The sequence below is a fragment of the Nocardia sp. NPDC051787 genome, from assembly GCF_040681325.1.
Classification (GTDB): Bacteria; Actinomycetota; Actinomycetes; order Mycobacteriales; family Mycobacteriaceae; genus Nocardia.
In genome coordinates, this window is sequence record NZ_JBFAYO010000038.1 from 50,556 (window position 1) to 68,015 (window position 17,460).

General features: G+C 65.2%; 17 protein-coding genes and 1 pseudogene. 5 read left to right on the plus strand and 13 right to left on the minus strand.

Translation table 11 applies throughout. The features are described 5' to 3' along the window. Positions 1 to 76 precede the first annotated feature (76 nt). Positions 77 to 913, minus strand: coding sequence for an SDR family oxidoreductase (locus AB0M45_RS29940; RefSeq protein WP_364336084.1), 837 nt, complete (start codon positions 911 to 913; stop codon positions 77 to 79). Between the two features lie 370 nt (positions 914 to 1,283). Here AB0M45_RS29940 and AB0M45_RS29945 point away from each other — a divergent pair, with 370 nt between their 5' ends. Then, on the plus strand, positions 1,284 to 2,378 hold the full coding sequence (locus AB0M45_RS29945) for a lipase family protein (protein WP_364336086.1): 1,095 nt from the start codon (positions 1,284 to 1,286) through the stop codon (positions 2,376 to 2,378). Between the two features lie 126 nt (positions 2,379 to 2,504). On the opposite strand, the gene AB0M45_RS29950 is transcribed toward AB0M45_RS29945, so the two are convergent. The 3 genes from AB0M45_RS29950 to AB0M45_RS29960 form a co-directional block, all read right to left on the minus strand. Further along, a complete protein-coding gene (locus tag AB0M45_RS29950) occupies positions 2,505 to 2,942 on the minus strand; it encodes a MerR family transcriptional regulator (protein ID WP_364336119.1) in 438 nt (145 codons plus the stop codon). After that, positions 2,926 to 3,297: a hypothetical protein gene (locus AB0M45_RS29955; RefSeq protein ID WP_364336088.1), complete on the minus strand. Its 372-nt coding sequence runs from the start codon at positions 3,295 to 3,297 to the stop codon at positions 2,926 to 2,928. Before AB0M45_RS29955 ends, AB0M45_RS29950 begins: the two co-directional genes overlap by 17 nt. Positions 3,298 to 3,488: 191 nt before the next feature. Beyond that, complete coding sequence (locus tag AB0M45_RS29960) at positions 3,489 to 5,165, minus strand: cutinase family protein (protein WP_364336090.1); 1,677 nt, start codon at positions 5,163 to 5,165, stop codon at positions 3,489 to 3,491. 265 nt (positions 5,166 to 5,430) lie between these two features. Here AB0M45_RS29960 and AB0M45_RS29965 point away from each other — a divergent pair, with 265 nt between their 5' ends. Both AB0M45_RS29965 and AB0M45_RS29970 read left to right on the plus strand, forming a co-directional pair. Continuing rightward, positions 5,431 to 6,786, plus strand: a complete 1,356-nt coding sequence (locus AB0M45_RS29965; protein ID WP_364336092.1) for an MFS transporter — start codon at positions 5,431 to 5,433, stop codon at positions 6,784 to 6,786. Between the two features lie 118 nt (positions 6,787 to 6,904). After that, positions 6,905 to 7,531 carry a TetR/AcrR family transcriptional regulator gene (locus AB0M45_RS29970; protein ID WP_364336094.1) on the plus strand — a complete coding sequence of 209 codons (627 nt, stop codon included), beginning with the start codon at positions 6,905 to 6,907 and terminating at the stop codon, positions 7,529 to 7,531. A 322-nt stretch (positions 7,532 to 7,853) separates the two neighbouring features. On the opposite strand, the gene AB0M45_RS29975 is transcribed toward AB0M45_RS29970, so the two are convergent. From AB0M45_RS29975 to AB0M45_RS30015, 9 genes are all read right to left on the minus strand, one after another. Continuing rightward, a complete protein-coding gene (locus AB0M45_RS29975; protein WP_364336097.1) occupies positions 7,854 to 8,855 on the minus strand; it encodes an NADP-dependent oxidoreductase in 1,002 nt (333 codons plus the stop codon). A gap of 23 nt (positions 8,856 to 8,878) precedes the next feature. After that, positions 8,879 to 10,102: an acyl-CoA dehydrogenase family protein gene (locus tag AB0M45_RS29980; protein WP_364336099.1), complete on the minus strand. Its 1,224-nt coding sequence runs from the start codon at positions 10,100 to 10,102 to the stop codon at positions 8,879 to 8,881. A 333-nt stretch (positions 10,103 to 10,435) separates the two neighbouring features. Then, the gene (locus AB0M45_RS29985) at positions 10,436 to 11,470 is read right to left on the minus strand and encodes a phosphotransferase family protein (protein ID WP_364336101.1); all 1,035 of its coding nucleotides are present in this window, start codon (positions 11,468 to 11,470) and stop codon (positions 10,436 to 10,438) included. Further along, positions 11,470 to 11,922, minus strand: a complete 453-nt coding sequence (locus AB0M45_RS29990) for a MaoC family dehydratase (protein ID WP_364336103.1) — start codon at positions 11,920 to 11,922, stop codon at positions 11,470 to 11,472. Before AB0M45_RS29990 ends, AB0M45_RS29985 begins: the two co-directional genes overlap by 1 nt. A 19-nt stretch (positions 11,923 to 11,941) precedes the next feature. Continuing rightward, positions 11,942 to 12,703, minus strand: coding sequence for a 3-oxoacyl-ACP reductase FabG (gene fabG / locus AB0M45_RS29995; RefSeq protein ID WP_364336105.1), 762 nt, complete (start codon positions 12,701 to 12,703; stop codon positions 11,942 to 11,944). A gap of 40 nt (positions 12,704 to 12,743) precedes the next feature. After that, on the minus strand, positions 12,744 to 13,727 hold the full coding sequence (locus AB0M45_RS30000; protein WP_364336121.1) for an NADPH:quinone oxidoreductase family protein: 984 nt from the start codon (positions 13,725 to 13,727) through the stop codon (positions 12,744 to 12,746). A 10-nt stretch (positions 13,728 to 13,737) separates the two neighbouring features. Beyond that, on the minus strand, positions 13,738 to 14,490 hold the full coding sequence (locus AB0M45_RS30005; RefSeq protein WP_364336107.1) for an SDR family oxidoreductase: 753 nt from the start codon (positions 14,488 to 14,490) through the stop codon (positions 13,738 to 13,740). Positions 14,491 to 14,803: 313 nt separating this feature from the next. Beyond that, positions 14,804 to 15,484 (minus strand): TetR/AcrR family transcriptional regulator, encoded by a 681-nt coding sequence (locus tag AB0M45_RS30010; RefSeq protein WP_364336109.1) that lies wholly within the window; start codon positions 15,482 to 15,484, stop codon positions 14,804 to 14,806. A 269-nt stretch (positions 15,485 to 15,753) separates the two neighbouring features. Beyond that, complete coding sequence (locus tag AB0M45_RS30015) at positions 15,754 to 16,452, minus strand: hypothetical protein (RefSeq protein WP_364336111.1); 699 nt, start codon at positions 16,450 to 16,452, stop codon at positions 15,754 to 15,756. Positions 16,453 to 16,840: 388 nt separating this feature from the next. Here AB0M45_RS30015 and AB0M45_RS30020 point away from each other — a divergent pair, with 388 nt between their 5' ends. Together AB0M45_RS30020 and AB0M45_RS30025 are read left to right on the plus strand one after the other, a co-directional pair. Continuing rightward, the gene (locus tag AB0M45_RS30020) at positions 16,841 to 17,083 is read left to right on the plus strand and encodes a hypothetical protein (RefSeq protein ID WP_364336113.1); all 243 of its coding nucleotides are present in this window, start codon (positions 16,841 to 16,843) and stop codon (positions 17,081 to 17,083) included. Between the two features lie 99 nt (positions 17,084 to 17,182). After that, a pseudogene (locus AB0M45_RS30025) lies at positions 17,183 to 17,460 on the plus strand (IS982 family transposase); the annotation flags it as partial.

Here is a 17,460-nt window from a genome sequence, read left to right on the forward strand (position 1 = left end):
CTTTCTGCTTCAGTCGGCGACGAAGGTTGTGTAATGCTCGTCGACAACGGTGTCGTGGACTGTGAGGTTGCTGCCGCTACCCGGACAGCCCGACCAAGGCCGCGCTCAGGTCGCACAGCCGCTGTCCGACCGCGTCGTCCTGCGCCAGGCGCGATGGAGTCTTGATGCGGTTCTTCTGGAAGTAGCAGCCGCTGACCGTGGCGACTTCAGGATCGGTGGCCAGGTAGGTGAGCGCCCGGCCGCCCTCGGCGGCCGAGATCATGAACAAACGCTTGGCGACCGCGACCAAGGGCTGTCCGAACCAAGGCATCGAGTCCCAGATTCCGGTCGCCACCGCACCGGGGTGAAAGGCGTTGACCGTCACCCCGGTCCCCTCCAGGCGACGCGCCAGCGCGCGGGCGTAGAGCACATTCGCCAGCTTGGAGCGGCTGTAGGCCTTCTCCCCCGAATATCCCTGCCGGAAGCCGAGATCCGCGAAATCCATGGTTGCACCGAAATGCATGACCGACGAGGTGAACACAATGCGCGACGGGGCGCTGCGCACCATCAAATCGGTGAGCAGTTCGGTGAGGAGGAAACCCCCGAGATAGTTGACCGCGAACGTGGCCTCGATGCCATCCTCGGTTTCGGTGCGAGTCTTGTGGTAGCTGCCGGCGTTGTTGGCCAGCACATCCAATCGGTCATACGCGGCCAGAACCGCTTTCGCCAGCTGCCGGACCGACGACTGCGAGGCGAAATCGCACTCCAGCGTGTCGACGCCCGCTGCCCCCGCGGACCGAACCAGCTCCGCCGTATCGGCGAGCTTCTCTGGATTACGTCCGACCAAGACAAGCCGGTTCCCGTCCGCGGCCAACTGCTGAGCGGATTCGAGACCGATACCCGATGTTGCCCCCGTGATCAGGATTGTCTGCATAGCCGACCACCCTGCCACAGAAGTTTCCTCGCGGATTGCTGACACGAGTCGCCGGGACCAAAATCTCCCGATCGCACCCGAACGCGAGATCCCGGAACATAATTGGACGACCGCTCAGGTCGGTCGAATGCGGCGCGCATCGCACAGACCGGTTGCTGACCCGCGAAGTGGCTGAATGCAGCGGTGTCGTGATCATGGCCCGCCGACCCTGCCGCGGGCGCGATGATGGAGTCGAACCGACAGACGAGCATAGGGAGGATCGACTATGGACGGTCCGAGGCGTTGTCTGGTCGCGGTCCTCGTCCTATTGGGTGCCGTCGCCGGATGCGGGAGCCCCGAGCGTATGCCGCCGCAGGACCGGGGCGAGATAGTGTCGACCACTCCCCTGCTCAGTCTGCCGGCCGAACGAACTGCGGCGCTGTTGAACGACGGCGGAATCAATACTCCGGTCCGTAACGGTGTCGACGCGTTTCGCGTCGAGTACCGAACGATCACGCCGCAAGGCGACCCGACCACTGCCAGCGGGTTGGTGGTGCTGCCCCGGAGCGATTCTCGTCGATTGCGGGTGGTCACCTACGAGCACGGGACCATGGTGCTGAAGAGCGACGCACCGTCCGTCGATACCCGCAACCTGCCCGACCGGCTGCGTACGGTGATGTTCGCGGCCGCGGGCTACGCGGCGGTCGCACCGGACTACTTGGGACTCGGCAACGGACCAGGATGGCATCCCTACACCCACGCGCCGTCCGAAGTCAGTGCCTCCGCCGACCTGTTAGGCGCCGCTGCCGCACTGGCCGCGCGGCACCGTCGCGAGCTGGACCCGAACGTGCTGGTGACCGGCTTCTCGCAGGGCGGTCACGCCGCGATGGCGCTGGGCAAGGCGCTCCAGGCCGGCGCGGTCCCGAGCTTCGGGATCGCCGCACTGGCGCCGGTCAGCGGTCCATACGACCTGCGGCACGTTCAGACCCCCGCCGCACTCGACGGGCGCGTCACCCCGGGCGCCGCGGTCCTGTTCCTCGCCTACTGGATCACATCGATGAATCGGATCCACCACCTCTACGACAATCCGGTCGAGGCCTTCCACCAGCCCTACGCCGACCGGGTCGAGCAGCTCTTCGACGGCACCAAGAACGAGATCACGATCGTGACCTCGTTGGCGATCACCCCGCTGCGACTGCTGACTCCTCGCTTTCTCGAGTGGGCGGCCGACCCGACCGGCGCTGCCGCGAGGGCGCTCGCCGACAGCGATGGCACCTGTGACTGGACTCCCCACGTGCCCGTCCACCTCTACGCCGCCACCGGTGACCACGCCGTTCCCTACACCAACGCCGAACACTGCCTCCTGGCCCTGCGCAGCAATAACGTCACACTGCACAACCTGGGCGACGTGGACCACTCGGGCACGGCTCGGGTCGCCCTGCCCGAGATCCTCAGCTGGTTCCAGCAACAATTCGCGCCGAGCTGACCAATGCGGCCCCGCCGCCGGCCGGCCCGGTCGCTACCAGAATCGGGGCCAGGCAGCAGCCTACGCAGATCAGCGTCCCGATCCCGATCGGCGCCCACCGGCGCCGCACCGGGCGGTCTTCGGCAGTCACGACGACGTCCGTCGTACCCGATCGGAGTTGGTATCGGAATCGAATGGAACTGGGCAACCCCGGTTTTCGCTGCACACCGTCAAATCGTCGCACCCGGCCTCCAGCGCGGCACGTAGCGTGTCACGCACCGCGGTGAGCTCGGCGACCTTGGCGTCGATCCCGGCCAGCTTGGCGCTGGCGCGGGCCTGCAACCCCTGATCCGCGCCGCGCCGGCCCAACGGGCTGGCCCCGAGCAGTTCGGCGACCTCCTCGAGAGTGAATCCCAACCGCTGAGCGGCCTTGATCACGCGCAGCACCGTCACCGCGCGCTCCGGGTACAGTCGATGCCCGCCCAACGACCGGCCCGGCTCGGCCAGCAGCCCACGCCGCTCGTAATAGCGCAACGTTTGCGGGTTCACCCCAGCCGCCGCGGCGAGCTCACCGGTGCGCAACATCGTCTTCACCGACCCCGGCATCGAGTGCGGCATCCACCCGCGCCTCGAGTGCATCCAGCACATCGACATGTTCGGTGGGAACCGTGATGCGCATCAGTGTCCCGGACTCGCCGGCATCGAAGCCGAACGCGAAGAAGAACGAGCAGCAGCTCGACTCCAGGGCCGCCAGATCCCGGCCCGCCGCCTCGGTGCCATCGGCCAGCAGCAACTCCAGACGAGTCGGCTCCGGCCGCACGCTGCGCCGGACGGACGTGGCGAAGAACCGATCGAACTCCGCGACCCGCAACGGGCGCTCGGCGACCGGCAGGGTGCACGCGTCCGGCGCCCAGTCATCAGAACCAAGATTGATCGTCATGACGCCACGGTAAGCCTGTACCCGGATACCGGATGCAACCCCGAATTCCACCGGAACCGGTCCACATACAACTCGACCCGCTAGGCGCTGCCGACGCGCGTCCGCGCTATTTGTGGTGGGAGAGACTCTCGCCAGCCGCGGATCGCGAGCGGCGCCGCACGGCTACGCTCGCGATCCGATGGATCCGGCGGTTAATTCGTTGCCCTCTGGGTGGCACTCGTGGTGGTCGGCGCCGCAGATTCCGTTGTCGTGGTGGTCGGCTCCGTGGTCGTCGTGGGCGGCGCGACCGACGAGGAAGCCGGTGAGCTTGCCACCGGCGCTGTGACCGTCGTGCTCGGTGTCTGGGACGACGGCGCCGGCGTCGTCGGGGCCGGGCTGGCCGGCGCGCTGCTGACGTCGGCCTTCGTGGGGGCAGCGCTGGTGGTCGGCGCCACGGTCGCGTTCTTGGTCGGTTGACTTGTCGGCGCTGCCGAGGAGGTCGCCGCCGCCTTGTACGCGGCGGCGAGGTCCGCCGCTTCCGGCTTGGCTGTCGTGTCGACGGGCTCACCCGCCTGCGCCCGCTGCGCCAAGTGGGTCAGCCAGGCCGCCGCATACTCGGCGGAGGTCAGCGGCTTGCCATCGGCGGGATCGGCGTCCCGCCAGTAGTCGAAGTGGTGACCGGTGTGGTTCGGGCCCAGCGTGAGCTGGTAGGGGTCGCTCATGATCACGGGGATCGTGTTCTGGTTCGTCAGGATCAGACCGATGATCTCGTTCAGCACCTTCTGCGGTAGGTAGGCCAGCGGCGACATCTCGTTGGTCGCGATCGACTCCGCCTTCGCCGGAGCTTTCGGCGGCTCACCCGGCTTGTATGCCGGATCCGACACCCTCAGCAGTACCTGGAGAAACGTCTCGTCGCTTTGCATCCAGTTCGGCTGCGACTGGATGTCCGCGAACGCCGCGAGGGCGATACGGCTGAGGACAACAGCGACGTCCTGCCCGGTCGCCGGGGTGAGCCCGTCTTTTTCGAGTGCGTCGACGTTCAGCTGCCGTCCCACGTTGACCACCAACTGCAGCAGGGAAATATTCTCCGGTGCCGCGCAGGTGAGATCGCCGTCGGAGCAGAACGACGCGATCTTGCCGTTCAGCGCACCGAAGTCACCGCTGGTCCCCGGGAGCGCACCCTGACCCGGTACGGGCTTCGCGCCGTTCTGGTATTGCTGATCGAAGCCGTCGGGACTGCCGAACGGGTCCTTCGCGCCGGGGAACGGCCCGTCTCCCGCCGATCGACCCGAATCGGCGAGGATAACGACACCGACGACATCGGCCGGATCCACGATCCCGTATTCACCGTCCTGGCCGGCTTCCTGATGTCCGATCTTCATCGCGACGCGCCGGACGACGTCGGCACCCTCGCTGTATCCGACGATCGAGAACTTGGTGTCGGGGCAGGCCTGGGAGATCTCCCGCATCACCTGTTCGGTATTCGCGACACCGGCGGTGACGGCGTCTTCGTAGCTGGCCATGTTCGCCGGGTACGCGATGTAGACAGCGGCATACGAGCCCGGATCGACCGCGTCGGCCGGCGCGTTGACGACCGGATCGACCCACTCGCTGCTGTGGTCACCCGACAGCGCGGCGGGCAATGCTTCGCCGTTGGCATCGACAAGCATCTTCGTGGTCCCCTCGACCGGAGTGTCGCCGCGACCGGCCACCGAGATGGTCACCATGTCGTGGCACTCCGTGACGGAGGCCTTGAGTTGCGTGTCTTCAGAGTGCGGTGCCGATGTCAGTGCCCATGAGGCGGCGACGACCGCCGTCATCCCCAACACTGCTGGCGCGACAACAGCCGAAGCGATTCGATGTCGCGCGAAGAATTCGCGGAAAGCCACGTCCTGATCCCCATTCCATCACCAATTAGCAGACGGACAGGCCCCCCGACGAAGCCATGTGCCACCCAGGACGTCGTGGTTGAGCAGGCGAGCGTTACCAGGGCAAATTGTCGATCTTGATGGCACCAGCGAACAAACCGCTCTATCCGGGGGTAGTTCACCCTGATACCGGCGAGCAGTTGAATTCGAAGTCACCTTCAAGTAACGTGCCGCCCACGATCGTGACCAGCGTCACATCGGCTTCGCTCTCGACTTGGAGATAGGTATGACTCCGAACACGGATTCCGGCACACCGGATCAGAAGAAATTACGGCGCCTCATGGCCGCTGCCCTGGTGGGAAGTTCGATCGAATGGTACGACTTCTTCATCTACGGAACGGCTGCTGCCCTGGTGTTCGGCAAGCTGTTCTTTCCCCATTCCTCGCCATTGATGGGTACGTTGCTGTCCTTCAGCACATTCTGGGCGGGTTTCATCGCCCGGCCGCTGGGCGGACTGGTGTTCGGGCACGTCGGCGACACTTTCGGCCGCAAGCCCGCATTGGTCTCCTGCTTGATCCTCGTAGCGGCATCCACCTGCGCGATCGGCATGCTGCCAACGGCAGCGTCGCTCGGGATGACCGCGCCGATTCTGCTCGTTGTGCTGCGGTTCCTGCAGGGCATCGCGGTGGGCGGTCAGTGGGGCGGCGTCACCCTTCTGCTCACCGAGACCACCAAGCCAGACCGCAAAGGTCAGGCGGGGACCTTCGGTCAGATGGGCGTTCCCGTCGGCCTGCTGCTGGGCACGGGCGCGTTTCTCCTGGTCGGCGCACTCGTCGACAAGTCCGACTTCCTGACTTGGGGTTGGCGCATCCCTTTCCTGGCCAGCGCCGTGCTGTTCCTTGTGGTGCTCTTCATCCAACTCCGCATCGAGGACTCGCCTGAGTTCCGCCGACTCCAAGCCCGTGCCGACAAAGCCTCCACCACAATCGCCCAGGCCCCGATTCTCGAAGTCCTTCGCAAGCACTCCAAGCAGGTTCTGCTCGGTGCCGGTCTGCTGTTCGGGACCAACGCCATTTTCTACATCAGCATCGCCGGTGTGCTCGACTATGGCGTCCGGGAACTCGGACTGGCGCGCAATAGCGTATTGGCGGTCTCCCTGGCGGCCTCCGCTATCGGCGTGCCTGTCATCTATCTCGCCGGCTCGCTGTCCGACCGCGTGGGCCGCCGCCCCGTGATGCTCACCGGCGCGGCGATCATGGCGCTGTGGGCATTCCCCTTCTTCTGGCTGGTGGACACCGGCTCGCTCGTCGCGATCCTGATCGCGACTACGGTTGGCAGCGGCATCGCCTCCGGGCTGGTGTACGGCCCGCTCGCGGCATACCTCACCGAACTGTTCGAGCCCCGAATCCGCTACTCGGGTATCACGTTGGCCTACCAGTTGGCCGCGATCCTGGTCAGTGGCGGCACCCCGTTCCTCATGACCGCGCTGCTGGCGGCTACCGGATCAACGGCAGCGGTCTCCGCTTTCCTTTTGATCATGGCGCTGTGCACGCTCGGCAGCGCCTGGGTACTGCCGGAAACCGTGGCACGCGAGCAGCCCGCGACGACCGACGGGCATGCCTCCGTATCCGTCCAATCCTGACCGATCTCGAATGAGCCGGCGATGTCTCGAGGCATCGCCGGCTCCCCACTTTGCCGGTGTTGCGGCCAGGTGCACAGGCGCCGCGCCCACCGAACGCCGCATGCGCAGGTGAGAGACTATGCGGGTGACCGATGCCGAGGACCGCCCACGCGCGGACGAAACCCGTGCTCGACTACTCGAGGCTGCCGCGACTGCTTTCGCGCAACGAGGCTTCCACGGGTCGACAACGCGCGATATCACTTCTATCGCAGGTTTGAGCACGGCGGCCATCTACGTGCACCACCGTTCCAAGGAAGAACTGCTCTATCAGATCTCCAAGACCGGTCACCAGGCCACGCTGGATCTCATGCGTGCCGCCGTCGGTTCGGCCGAGGACCCGATCGGTCAATTGATCGCGGTCATGCACGACTTCGCTGAACACCACGCCAAGGCGCATGTCGTCGCCCGCGTGGTGAACTACGAGATCGCCGCTCTCGACGCGCCGCATCAGCAGGAGATCAAGGAGCTACGCCGCGACATCCACGGCGAGCTCCGCACCTTGATCGCGCGTGGCACCGAGACCGGCGTCTTCAATACAGCGGATGCGCATATGGCCGCTACCGCGCTTTTGTCGCTCGGCATCGACATCGCTCGCTGGTATCACGAGGACGGCTCCTGGTCCCCCGAGGACATTGCGAACTTCTACGCGGACCTCGCGCTGCGCATAGTCGGCGCACGCCGTCCGAGTGAAGCGACTTCGCCTTAGAAATCCCCCAGCCACCGCGCTGCCGTTCACATGGGTCAGGCGGGAAGCGAACCGCATGCTGCTCCACGTCACCGACCCGGTCGCGTTCCTCGTCAACTCAGGCGGGTCCTTACCGCCAGCTTCTTCGAGGCGTTCGCGGCATCGATCGGCTCGGATCCCCGGCTACCTCTACTTGTTCTCGCCGAGGATCCCCATCCCCCTGCGCCAAACAACATCGCGGCACAGAAGACAGCCCTCGCCGTCATTCCGCACCGCGATGTCATCAGAACGAGTGAGCAGTTGTGGAGCTACTCGCCCGACGGTAGGTCCGTGGGCAGTCTCGTCACAGAGCGAGTACGAGCTTGCCTGTATTCGCTCCGGTGAACAGCATGTCGAGCGTATCGGCGAATCGCGTGATCCCGCCCTCGACGATGTGCTCCCTGCTCTTCACGCGGCCGTCGGCCAGCCACTCGGAAATCTCGCTGATCGCCTCACCGTAGCGATCGGCGTAGTCGAACACCACGAACCCCGTCATCGATGCCCGGAAGACCAGCAGGGACATGTACCGGGAAGGCCCCGGCGGCAGTTGCTCCGCGTTGTACGCCGATATCGCACCGCAGATCACTACCCGGGCGCCGCGGCGGAGATTGGCGAGCGCGGCATCGAGGATGTCCCCGCCGACGTTGTCGAAGTACACATCGATCCCGTCGGGAGCGACTTCGCGCAGCCGTCGCAGGACGTCCTCGTTGCGGTAGTCGATCGCCGCGTCGAACCCGAGCTCGTCGGTCAGCACACGGCATTTGTCCTCGCCACCCGCAATGCCGATGACCGTCGCGCCCTTGGCCTTCGCTATCTGTCCGGCGACGCTGCCGACCGCCCCGGCCGCCGCGGACACCACGACCGTCTCACCGGCGCGTAACTTGCCCACCTCGAGCAGACCGAAATACGCTGTCATTCCTGGCATTCCGAGTGTGCCGAGCCAGGTCGGCCCCGCTGCGACGCCGAGGTCGACCCGCTGCACATTCCGGCCGTCACTGATCGCGTATTCGGTCACCCCGAACGTGCCGCTCACGGCATCGCCGACCGCGAAGTCCGGATGCGCGGACTCGACGACGGTCGCGATGTCCAGTGACCGCATGACCTCTCCGATGCCCACCGGCGGCACATACGAACGCACATCGTTCAACCAGCCACGCATGGCCGGGTCCAGCGAGATGTAGTCGACCTTCACCAGAATCTGACCGGCGGTGATGGCGGGCAGCTCCTCGGTGGTCAGACTCCAGGTATCCGCCTCGATTTTCCCGGAGGGCCTCTTTGCAAGCCGCACCTGTTGGGTCTTGGTCACGTGTTTCCTCTCGTTGCCGGTGGTCACGCGCTGCGGCCCCATGCGGGGTCCCGGCGTCGCAATTCCATCTGCGCGATCGTGCGCTTGTGGACCTCGTCGGGACCGTCGGCCAGACGCAAAGTCCGTTGGTGGGCGTACATGTTGGCCAAGGGGAAGTCGTCGGAAACGCCACCGCCGCCGTGCACCTGTATCGCCCGGTCGATCACCTTCAGGGCGACCTGTGGCGCCGCCACCTTGATCGCGGCAATCTCCGTGCGCGCGTGGCGATTGCCCACGGTGTCCATCAGATATGCCGCCTTCAGGGTCAGCAGGCGGGCCATTTCGATCTCGATACGTGACTCGGCGATCCAGTCCTGGATATTGGCGCGGTTGGCCACCGGCTCACCGAAAGTCGTGCGCGCCTGCGCGCGATCGATCATCAGATCCAGCGCGCGTTCGGCCATTCCGATCGACCGCATGCAGTGGTGGATCCGGCCCGGCCCCAGTCGTGCCTGGCTGATCATGAACCCGTCACCCTCGCCGGCCAGCAGTGCCGTTCGCGGCACCTGGACATTCTCGAACACGACCTCGGCGTGCCCTTCCCTGTCCTGGTAGCCGAAGACCGCAAGGTTGCGCAGGACGGTAACCCCCGGCGTATCGATCGGGACGACCATCATGCTCTGCTGGCGATGCGGTGGCGCCGCGGGATCGGTCTTGCCCATCACGATGAGCACCTTGCAGTTCTTGTGCAGGGCGTTGGAAGTCCACCATTTCCGGCCGTTGAGGACGTATTCGTCCCCGTCCCGCTCCATCCGCAGCTGAATATTGGTGGCGTCGGAGCTGGCGACTTCCGGCTCGGTCATCGCGAACGCCGACGCGATCGTGCCGTCCAGCAGCGGCTGAAGCCACGTCTCCTTGTGCTCGGCAGTGCCGAACAGAGTGAGCACTTCCATGTTGCCGGTGTCCGGGGCGTTGCAGTTGGTGGCTTCGGGAGCCAGGTGCGCACTGTGGCCCATGATTTCGGCCAGCGGCGCGTACTCCAGGTTGGTCAGGCCGGGCCCCCATTCCGGATGCGGGTGAAACAGATTCCACAGACCGCGCTTCCTCGCCTCGGTCTTGAGCTCCTCCAGGATCGGCGGGTGGAAATGGGGATCACCCGACTCCTTCATCTGCGCTTCATAGACCGGCTCGGCGGGGTAGACATGCTCGTCCATGAAGCCGAGCAGATCCTCTTGGTATTTGCGGGCTCTATCGGAAAGCTCGAACATCGGGCTCCTTCGATCGATGATGGTTCCGCACTTCTGCGGAGATGACGTCGCGGATCTCTGCGCTGTCCGGTTCCGGTACCGCTCCGGCGACCTGGGGCATCACTGCGGCGACCTCCGCGCGGGCAGGTTCGCCGCTGATCACCGCTGCCTCGATGGGGTCGAAGTGCCTGTACGGCACTTCGTCGGACAGGCGACGTCGACCATCCGAGTCCTCCTCTTGTTCTAGCCGGCACGGGATCCAACTCGCACCGTAATTGAATCCGGCGTCAACTTCAATTCTCGGTACCGAGGCGCATCGAATCCAGTGCCATCTTCGAGGACCCGCGTCGGTTGTCAGCCCTCCGCCATATACGCGATTCCGGCCTGGAGAAGCGGTTCGACCGCGTCTCCCAGGTTCTCGAAACCGGGGCCAACGGTCTTGCCGTGGAGATGGCGGTAGTGGATACCTTCACAGATCACGGCGAGCTTGAAGGCGGCAAGCCCGAGATAGAACCCGATTCGAGTCAGGTCGCGGCGGCTTCGCTGTGCGTACCGCTCCAGCAACTCGGCTTCACCGAGGAATCCCGGTGCCGACGCAACATCGGTGACCACGGGAATGCCCAGCTCGCCGGAACGCAGGTAGACGATGAGCAACGCGACATCGGTGAGTGGATCGCCGAGAGTAGCCATTTCCCAGTCGATGACAGCAGTCACTCGGTCGCGCGAGTCGACGAGAATATTGTCGAGCCGGTAATCGCCGTGCACGATCCCGGCGGGCGATTGCTCCGGCTGATGCCGCGCGAGCAGATCATGCAATCCCGCCGCCGCGGGAAGGTCTCGGCTGCGCGACGCGTCCAACTGATTCTTCCAACGCCGGACCTGCCTTTCGAGGAACCCCTCCGGGCGGCCGAAATCGTCGAGTCCGACGGCGGCGGGGTCGACCGTGTGGAGAGCGGCGAGGGTGTCGATCAGTCCGGTCGCGATCGCGCGGGTCCGGTCCACGCCCAGTGCCGCCAGTTCGGCCGACGAGCGGTACGGCGTTCCGGCGACGTGTTCCATGACGTAGAACGGCGCACCGATAACGGCGGCGTCCGTGCACAAGGCGTACGTGATCGGCACCGGAACCTCGGTGTCAGCCAGCGCGTTCATGACGCGGTATTCCCGCCCCATGTCGTGCGCGGTCGCGAGCACGTGGCCGAGCGGCGGACGCCGCACGATCCAGTTCGATGTCCCGTCGGTGACCTCGTAGGTCAGATTCGATTTGCCTCCGGCGACCAGATGTCCGTGCAACGGGCCCGTGATCAGGCCCGGGGCGGCGTCGGCGAGCCATGCTGCCAGACGGTCCAGGTCGAGACCGGGTAGATCCGAGGGGTCTTGCTCAGTGGGCATCACGGGACCAGTACCGCGACGGAGTCGGCTACGCAGGCGGGCTTGTCCGAGCCTTCGACCTCGATCGTCACTCGCGAAATCGCCCGCCAGCCCGAGGGACCCGCGGTTACCGAGAGCAACTCGACTCCTGCCCGGATCCGGGATCCGACCGGGACCGGCGCGGGGAACCGCACTTTGTCGGTGCCATAGTTGACGCCCATGGACAGGCCCTGCACGGTGTAGACCTGCTGGGTCAGCATCGGCACCAGCGACAGCGTGAGGAACCCGTGCGCGACGGTCTTGCCGAACGGTCCCGCGGCGGCCTTCTCCGGGTCAACGTGGATCCACTGGTGATCGCCGGTCGCTTCCGCGAACCGATCGATCTGCTCTTGTGTGACCGTGTGCCAGCCGCTGAATCCGAGGTGGGTACCGACCGCGGACTCCAGTTCGGTCAGGCCCTGGAATATCTGCACTGCTTCTTCTCCTTCGGTATCAGTTCCGGGGTCCGCCCGCGACGTAGATCACTTGGCCGGAAACGAATCCCGCGCCTTCGCTGACCAAGAACGAGACGGCGTGTGCGATGTCGTCAGGGGTGCCGGTTCGGGCGACCGGAGTCTGAGCAGCGATCGCTTTCGTGAAGTCGTCGAAGGGGATTCCCATACGCTCGGCGGTCGCAGCGGTCATCTCCGTTTCGATGAAACCCGGGGCGATCGCGTTCGCGGTGACCCCGTACTTGCCGAGTTCGATCGCGAGGGTCTTGGTGAATCCCTGCAATCCCGCCTTGGCCGCCGCGTAGTTCGCTTGACCGCGGTTGCCGAGCGCCGATGTGCTGGAGAGGTTGACGATGCGCCCCCACTTCTGGTCGATCATGTGCGTTTGCGTGGCGCGGGAGAGGAGGAACGAACCGCGCAGGTGGACGTTCATGACGGCGTCCCACTCTTCGGTGGTCATCTTGAACAGCAGGTTGTCGCGGGTGATCCCGGCGTTGTTGACCAGCACGGTCGGCGGACCGAGTTCGGTGACGACACGGTCGACGGCCTGTGTCACCGCGGTTTCGTCCGCAACGTCGACACCGACCGCGAGCGCGCGTCCACCCGCCGATTCGATCTGGTCGACGGTTGTCTTACAGGCGCTTTCGTCGAGATCGAGTACCGCCACTGCCATGCCGTCGTGCGCGAGGCGCCGCGCTACGGCGGCTCCGATGCCTCGTGCCGCGCCGGTGACGATGGCGATGCGCTGGGTCTCATTGTTCATCTTGTGCTCCTCGACGAGGGTGTTTCAGGTAGAAGCAGGCTCACGACGCGTAGACGACGCGGCCGACGGTCTTGCCGTCGGCGAGTCGCTGCACTCCGTCGGCGATCTGGTCCAGCGGCAGTCGTTCGCTCACCCATGGCCGAATCAGTCCATCGTCGGCGAGCGTGGTCAGTGCGCGATGGCATTCGGACACCGAAGCGGGGTCGTAGGTGTTGTACAGGCCCCAATGCAGGCCGACGATCGAATAGTTCTTGACCAGGGCGTGGTTCAGCGCGGCCCGCTGAATTTCGCCGCCCGCGAATCCGACGACCAATATCCGGCCTTCGAAGGCGATGCATTTCGTGGAGCGCTGATAGACGTCACCGCCCACCGGGTCGTAGATCACGTCGGCGCCGCGGCCGTCCGTCAGATCCTTCACTACTTCGACGAAGTCGTCCCGGTGGCGGTCGATAACCACGTCGGCGCCCAATTCCCGGGCATAGGAGGCTTTCTCGGCTCCACCGACGACACCGATCACGCGGGCGCCCGCGGCCTTCCCGAGTTGAACGGCCGCGCTGCCGACTCCGCCGGCGGCGGCGTGTACCAGCAGTGTCTCCCCCGCTTTCAGCCCGGCTCGCCTATGCAACCCGAACCATCCGGTCTGATAGCCGATAAACAACGCTGCCGCTTCGGCATCGTTCAACGATCGAGGCGCGGGAAATGTTTGGGCCGCGTCCATAATCGCGAACTCGGCGAATCCGCCATGTGGCAGAACAGTGCCGCCGAGCACACGTTCGCCGATCGAGATTTCGGTGACCTCGGATCCCACCGCCACGACTACGCCGCACAGCTCGACACCCGGTGTGAACGGCAAGGGCGGCTTCACCTGGTAGAGACCGCGGCACATCAGCACATCGGGAAAGTTGGCGGCCGTGGACGCGACCCGTACCAGGATTTGCCGCGGGCCGGGTTCCGGCCGCTGCACGTCTTCCAGGCGCAGGACGGCACTCGGCTCGCCCAGCTCATGTACCCGCCATGCCTTCATCGATGTCATGTCAGACCCCGCCGGTCAGGGTGAGGCCACCGTCCACGACCAGGAGCTGGCCGGTGAGCCAGCTCGCGTCGTCGGAGAGCAGGAACGCGACCACACTGCCGATGTCCTCGGGAACCCCGAGCCGCTTCAGTGGGTAGGTCGCGGCGATCTCGTCCTCCCTGCCTTCGTACAGAGCGGTGGCGAACTTCGTCTTCACCACCGCCGGGGCCACGGCATTGACCCGCAGGTTCGGGCCGAGTTCGACCGCGAGTTCCTGGGTGATGTGCGTGAGCATCGCCTTGCTGGAACCGTAGAAGCCGATGCCAGGTGCGGGCTTGAGACCGGCGACCGACGACACGTTCACGATCGCGCCACCGTAGTCCTTCATCCAGGCCCGGTACGCCTGCTGCGCCCAAGACAGCGCGGCCAGGCAGTTGACCTCCACGATCTTGCGAGCAGCATCGAGTTCCAGCTCGATCATCGGGCCGAAAGCCGGGTTGATACCCGTGTTGTTGACCAGGAGGTCGGCGCCGCCGAAGGTATCGATCGCACGCGCGACGGTCTTGGCCTGATGGGCGACGTCGTCGGCGCGGCCTGCGACCGCCATCGCCCGCTCCGGGCCGCCGAGCGCCTCGACCGCTTCGTCGAGGGCCTCTTGCTTGCGGGCGGTGATCACGACGTTCGCGCCCTCGTCGACCAGCCGCCGCGCGATGCCGAGCCCTATGCCCCGGCTGGCGCCGGTGACGATCGCTGTTTTGCCTTCGAATCTCTTCATGGGTGAGTCCTTTCTGCGCTGAATCGACTCAGGAGAGACGCCCGAGCGCCATGGCCATGCCGTGGCCGCCGCTCCGCGCAACTTACTAAGCGCTTATTTAGCCTTCGACACCATGCTGGATGGCTCGCTCGGTGGTCAAGGCCACTGCCGATTCGATTCTTATGACGTGAGTCACATCGCTGTGGATGGCCCACTCCGCGAGCGCGGCCGCCACCGCAACAGCACGTCGTCTATCCGATCGAGGCAGGTGATAGCTGCGGCGACTCGGATCACCGACGCCATCACGCGGACGTTGCGGTCCCTACCCGCACGCTCAGCCGGCGGCCTCGTCGATTTTCAGCGCATTGACCCATAGGCGCGTAGCTGTTCGAACGAGCTCGTCGAGCGAGGTCTCCTCTTCCAGGGCGAACGCGTAGTACGCCATCCGGCCGACCATGCCCGACAGTGCACGTGCCGCGGTATGCGGATCGAGTTGACGGTCGGCGAGGCCTCGTTCCTGCAGATCCCTGATGGAGCGAGCGTTGCGGTCGGCGAAGGCACGGGCGCGGCGCCGACGCAATTCGCGAAACTTCGGATCGATCGCGGCTACTTGGTCGAGGATCAGCATCAACTTCGCGTTGCGCTTGTACGCCTCGAAGTAGGCGCGGTTGCTCGCCTCGATGACCGCCACGGGAGATGCTTGGTCGCCGCTCAGGCGTGGCATCCCCGGATGCAGCATGTCGTGCTGGGAGGCTTCGAGAACCGCCTGGAGAATCTCTTCCTTACTGGAGAAATACGTATAGAAGCTGCCCGTGGAGCATTTCGCCTCGGCAGTGATATCCGAGAGCCGCGCGTCGAGATAGCCGTCGCGTTCGAACACCACTCGGGCCGCGGCTACCAGCGCCGCCCGCGTTCGTAAACCGCGGGCAGTAAGCGGAGGTTCCCGGAGGATGGAAGTATCGACCAGCGAGGGGATCTCCCCCAATGCCGCTTCGTCGTCGACCGTCCTGGCCATCCACACCCTCCCTGTCTGCCCTGGATGCTCGGAGTGATCGTCGCACACCCCGCCATCGGTCTGCACCCGGCTCCGACCCGCCCGGCGACCACCGGATCGCGGCCGACCTCCCGACATGCCGGAACATGTCCGCAACCGTACCGAGGTTAGTCGAAGATGAATCCATCTTCAAGTTGATTGGCTGTGCATGCAAAGCCCTGCCCAGGCAGGGTTCGAACCCGGCTGGGCAGGGCAATCGCCTCACGAAATCGATGACATGCGACTCGGTATCACTTCGCCGGAGACGGCATCGGCTGGTTGATTGTCGTGAAGTACTGGACAGCCGCCATGATCGCGACCGGAGCGGTGATGAGAAGCTGGCCCGCCACTGCCCCGAGGGGGCCGACGGCCATGATTCCGCCCAGGCATCCGATGGCGGCTGCCGGAATGAAGGCTCCGAACAAGCCGATAATCGCCGCGGAAGCGACGGTTGCCCCGGCGATGCCACCCAGCACGCAGCCGACCGCCGCGCCGCCGATGCCACCGACGGCGGTACCGATCGTCGCGCCCATGAGGATGGTGGAGGACAAGCGCGCCCAGGCGGCTTGTTCCCGGTCGTACTGGGTCCTCCAGGGAGCCTGGTCTTCGTAGGGCAGCGCCACCGGCTTGTAGGCCGCGTGCTCGAGGTCGAACTGCGGCGTCAACGTAGCAGTGCGGTCGCGGATGTCGGCTGCGATCGGGAAGACGAAATCATCGACCCGGAAAGACAATTCCGAACCGGCTAGGACAACGCCATTGGGCGCCTTGATCTTCAGCGCCCCTTCTTCGACGACAAGCGAGCCCGCGTCGACGCCGATCGCCGTCGATCGATCTCCGACCGAGACCGTGTACCCCACCGCGCCGGCATGGTCCGGTGCGGCCGACGCCGTCCCGGCCGTCACGCCGAGCGTCGAGACGAGCAGCGTCGCTGCTGCAATCGTTTTCCTCATCTATTTCCTTCTTCTCTTTGCCTCGAACCTCACGTTCGAGAGACGTCGTGTAGACGCCGCCGCAGTCGGTTCGGTCAGTACTCCCGTCGCACCGAATGCAGCGCTTCACCGTGGCGCGCTCGCCCTGGTCGGTGATCGACCGCCACTCTTATGAGCCTCGGTGATTGAACATGAACTCAAACTCAGATTGTGATCTACGTCAAGTCTTGAATCTGGACTCAACTTCACTTACCGTCCTACTGCGCCAGCCGAACGTGACTCACCGCCGTTCGCAGGCGTGGCGGGATTCCCGCACAGCGCAAGTATGAAGGGGTGGTGACGGTTTGGTCGCCTTCAGCCGGGGTAGGCGATCGAGCGGACATGCAAGGCGACGAGGTGAGGAGTGGATATGGCCGAGCAGAAAGAAACCGGGACCATCACCGGCACCCGCGACAAGGACTACAACCTGATCTGGTTCGTCGAGGCGTCCCTGGAGAACGCGTTGCGTTTGGACACGTTCATCCAGGACGCGGAACGGGACGGAGACAGCGAGCTTGTGGAGTTCTTCCGCAAAGCGCAGGCCGACAGCCGTAAAGGCGGGCGCCTAGGAAAGGAACTGCTGGCCCAGCGCCTCGCGAAGTCGGACATCTGACATGTCGCGCAGGCCGACGGCGGATGGTGCGGGCTAGACGAGTAAGTCCGAAGTCGCGGTGATGCCCGGACATGGACGGAGGGCGTCTATGACCAGTGTGTGACCAATGATCTGGACGCCCTCCTGACCGCACTGTACGTGAAGATCGATGATGAGTTGCCCGGTTCCCGCTGGACGGGCCGTCCGCCGGTGTTGACCGATTCGGAGCTGGTGTGCGTGGCGGTGGCTCAGTCGCTGTTGGGGTTCACCTCCGAAACGCACTGGTTGCGGTACGCGCGTAAGCATCTGGCCTGCATGTTCCCGTATCTGCCGCAGCAGTCCGGCTACAACAAGCGCCTGCGGGCCGCGCTCGGGCTGGTGAAACGGGTGATCCGGAT

What these genes read in the sequence shown, in the direction of transcription:
- AB0M45_RS29940 (WP_364336084.1), bottom strand. Translation starts at nt 913, where the DNA reads ATGCAGACAATCCTGATCACGGGGGCAACATCGGGTATCGGTCTCGAA.
- AB0M45_RS29950 (WP_364336119.1), bottom strand. Translation starts at nt 2,942, where the DNA reads ATGTTGCGCACCGGTGAGCTCGCCGCGGCGGCTGGGGTGAACCCGCAA.
- AB0M45_RS29955 (WP_364336088.1), bottom strand. Translation starts at nt 3,297, where the DNA reads ATGACGATCAATCTTGGTTCTGATGACTGGGCGCCGGACGCGTGCACC.
- AB0M45_RS29965 (WP_364336092.1), top strand. Translation starts at nt 5,431, where the DNA reads ATGACTCCGAACACGGATTCCGGCACACCGGATCAGAAGAAATTACGG.
- AB0M45_RS29970 (WP_364336094.1), top strand. Translation starts at nt 6,905, where the DNA reads ATGCGGGTGACCGATGCCGAGGACCGCCCACGCGCGGACGAAACCCGT.
- AB0M45_RS29980 (WP_364336099.1), bottom strand. Translation starts at nt 10,102, where the DNA reads ATGTTCGAGCTTTCCGATAGAGCCCGCAAATACCAAGAGGATCTGCTC.
- AB0M45_RS29985 (WP_364336101.1), bottom strand. Translation starts at nt 11,470, where the DNA reads ATGCCCACTGAGCAAGACCCCTCGGATCTACCCGGTCTCGACCTGGAC.
- fabG (WP_364336105.1), bottom strand. Translation starts at nt 12,703, where the DNA reads ATGAACAATGAGACCCAGCGCATCGCCATCGTCACCGGCGCGGCACGA.
- AB0M45_RS30000 (WP_364336121.1), bottom strand. Translation starts at nt 13,727, where the DNA reads ATGAAGGCATGGCGGGTACATGAGCTGGGCGAGCCGAGTGCCGTCCTG.
- AB0M45_RS30005 (WP_364336107.1), bottom strand. Translation starts at nt 14,490, where the DNA reads ATGAAGAGATTCGAAGGCAAAACAGCGATCGTCACCGGCGCCAGCCGG.
- AB0M45_RS30010 (WP_364336109.1), bottom strand. Translation starts at nt 15,484, where the DNA reads ATGGCCAGGACGGTCGACGACGAAGCGGCATTGGGGGAGATCCCCTCG.
- AB0M45_RS30015 (WP_364336111.1), bottom strand. Translation starts at nt 16,452, where the DNA reads ATGAGGAAAACGATTGCAGCAGCGACGCTGCTCGTCTCGACGCTCGGC.
- AB0M45_RS30020 (WP_364336113.1), top strand. Translation starts at nt 16,841, where the DNA reads ATGGCCGAGCAGAAAGAAACCGGGACCATCACCGGCACCCGCGACAAG.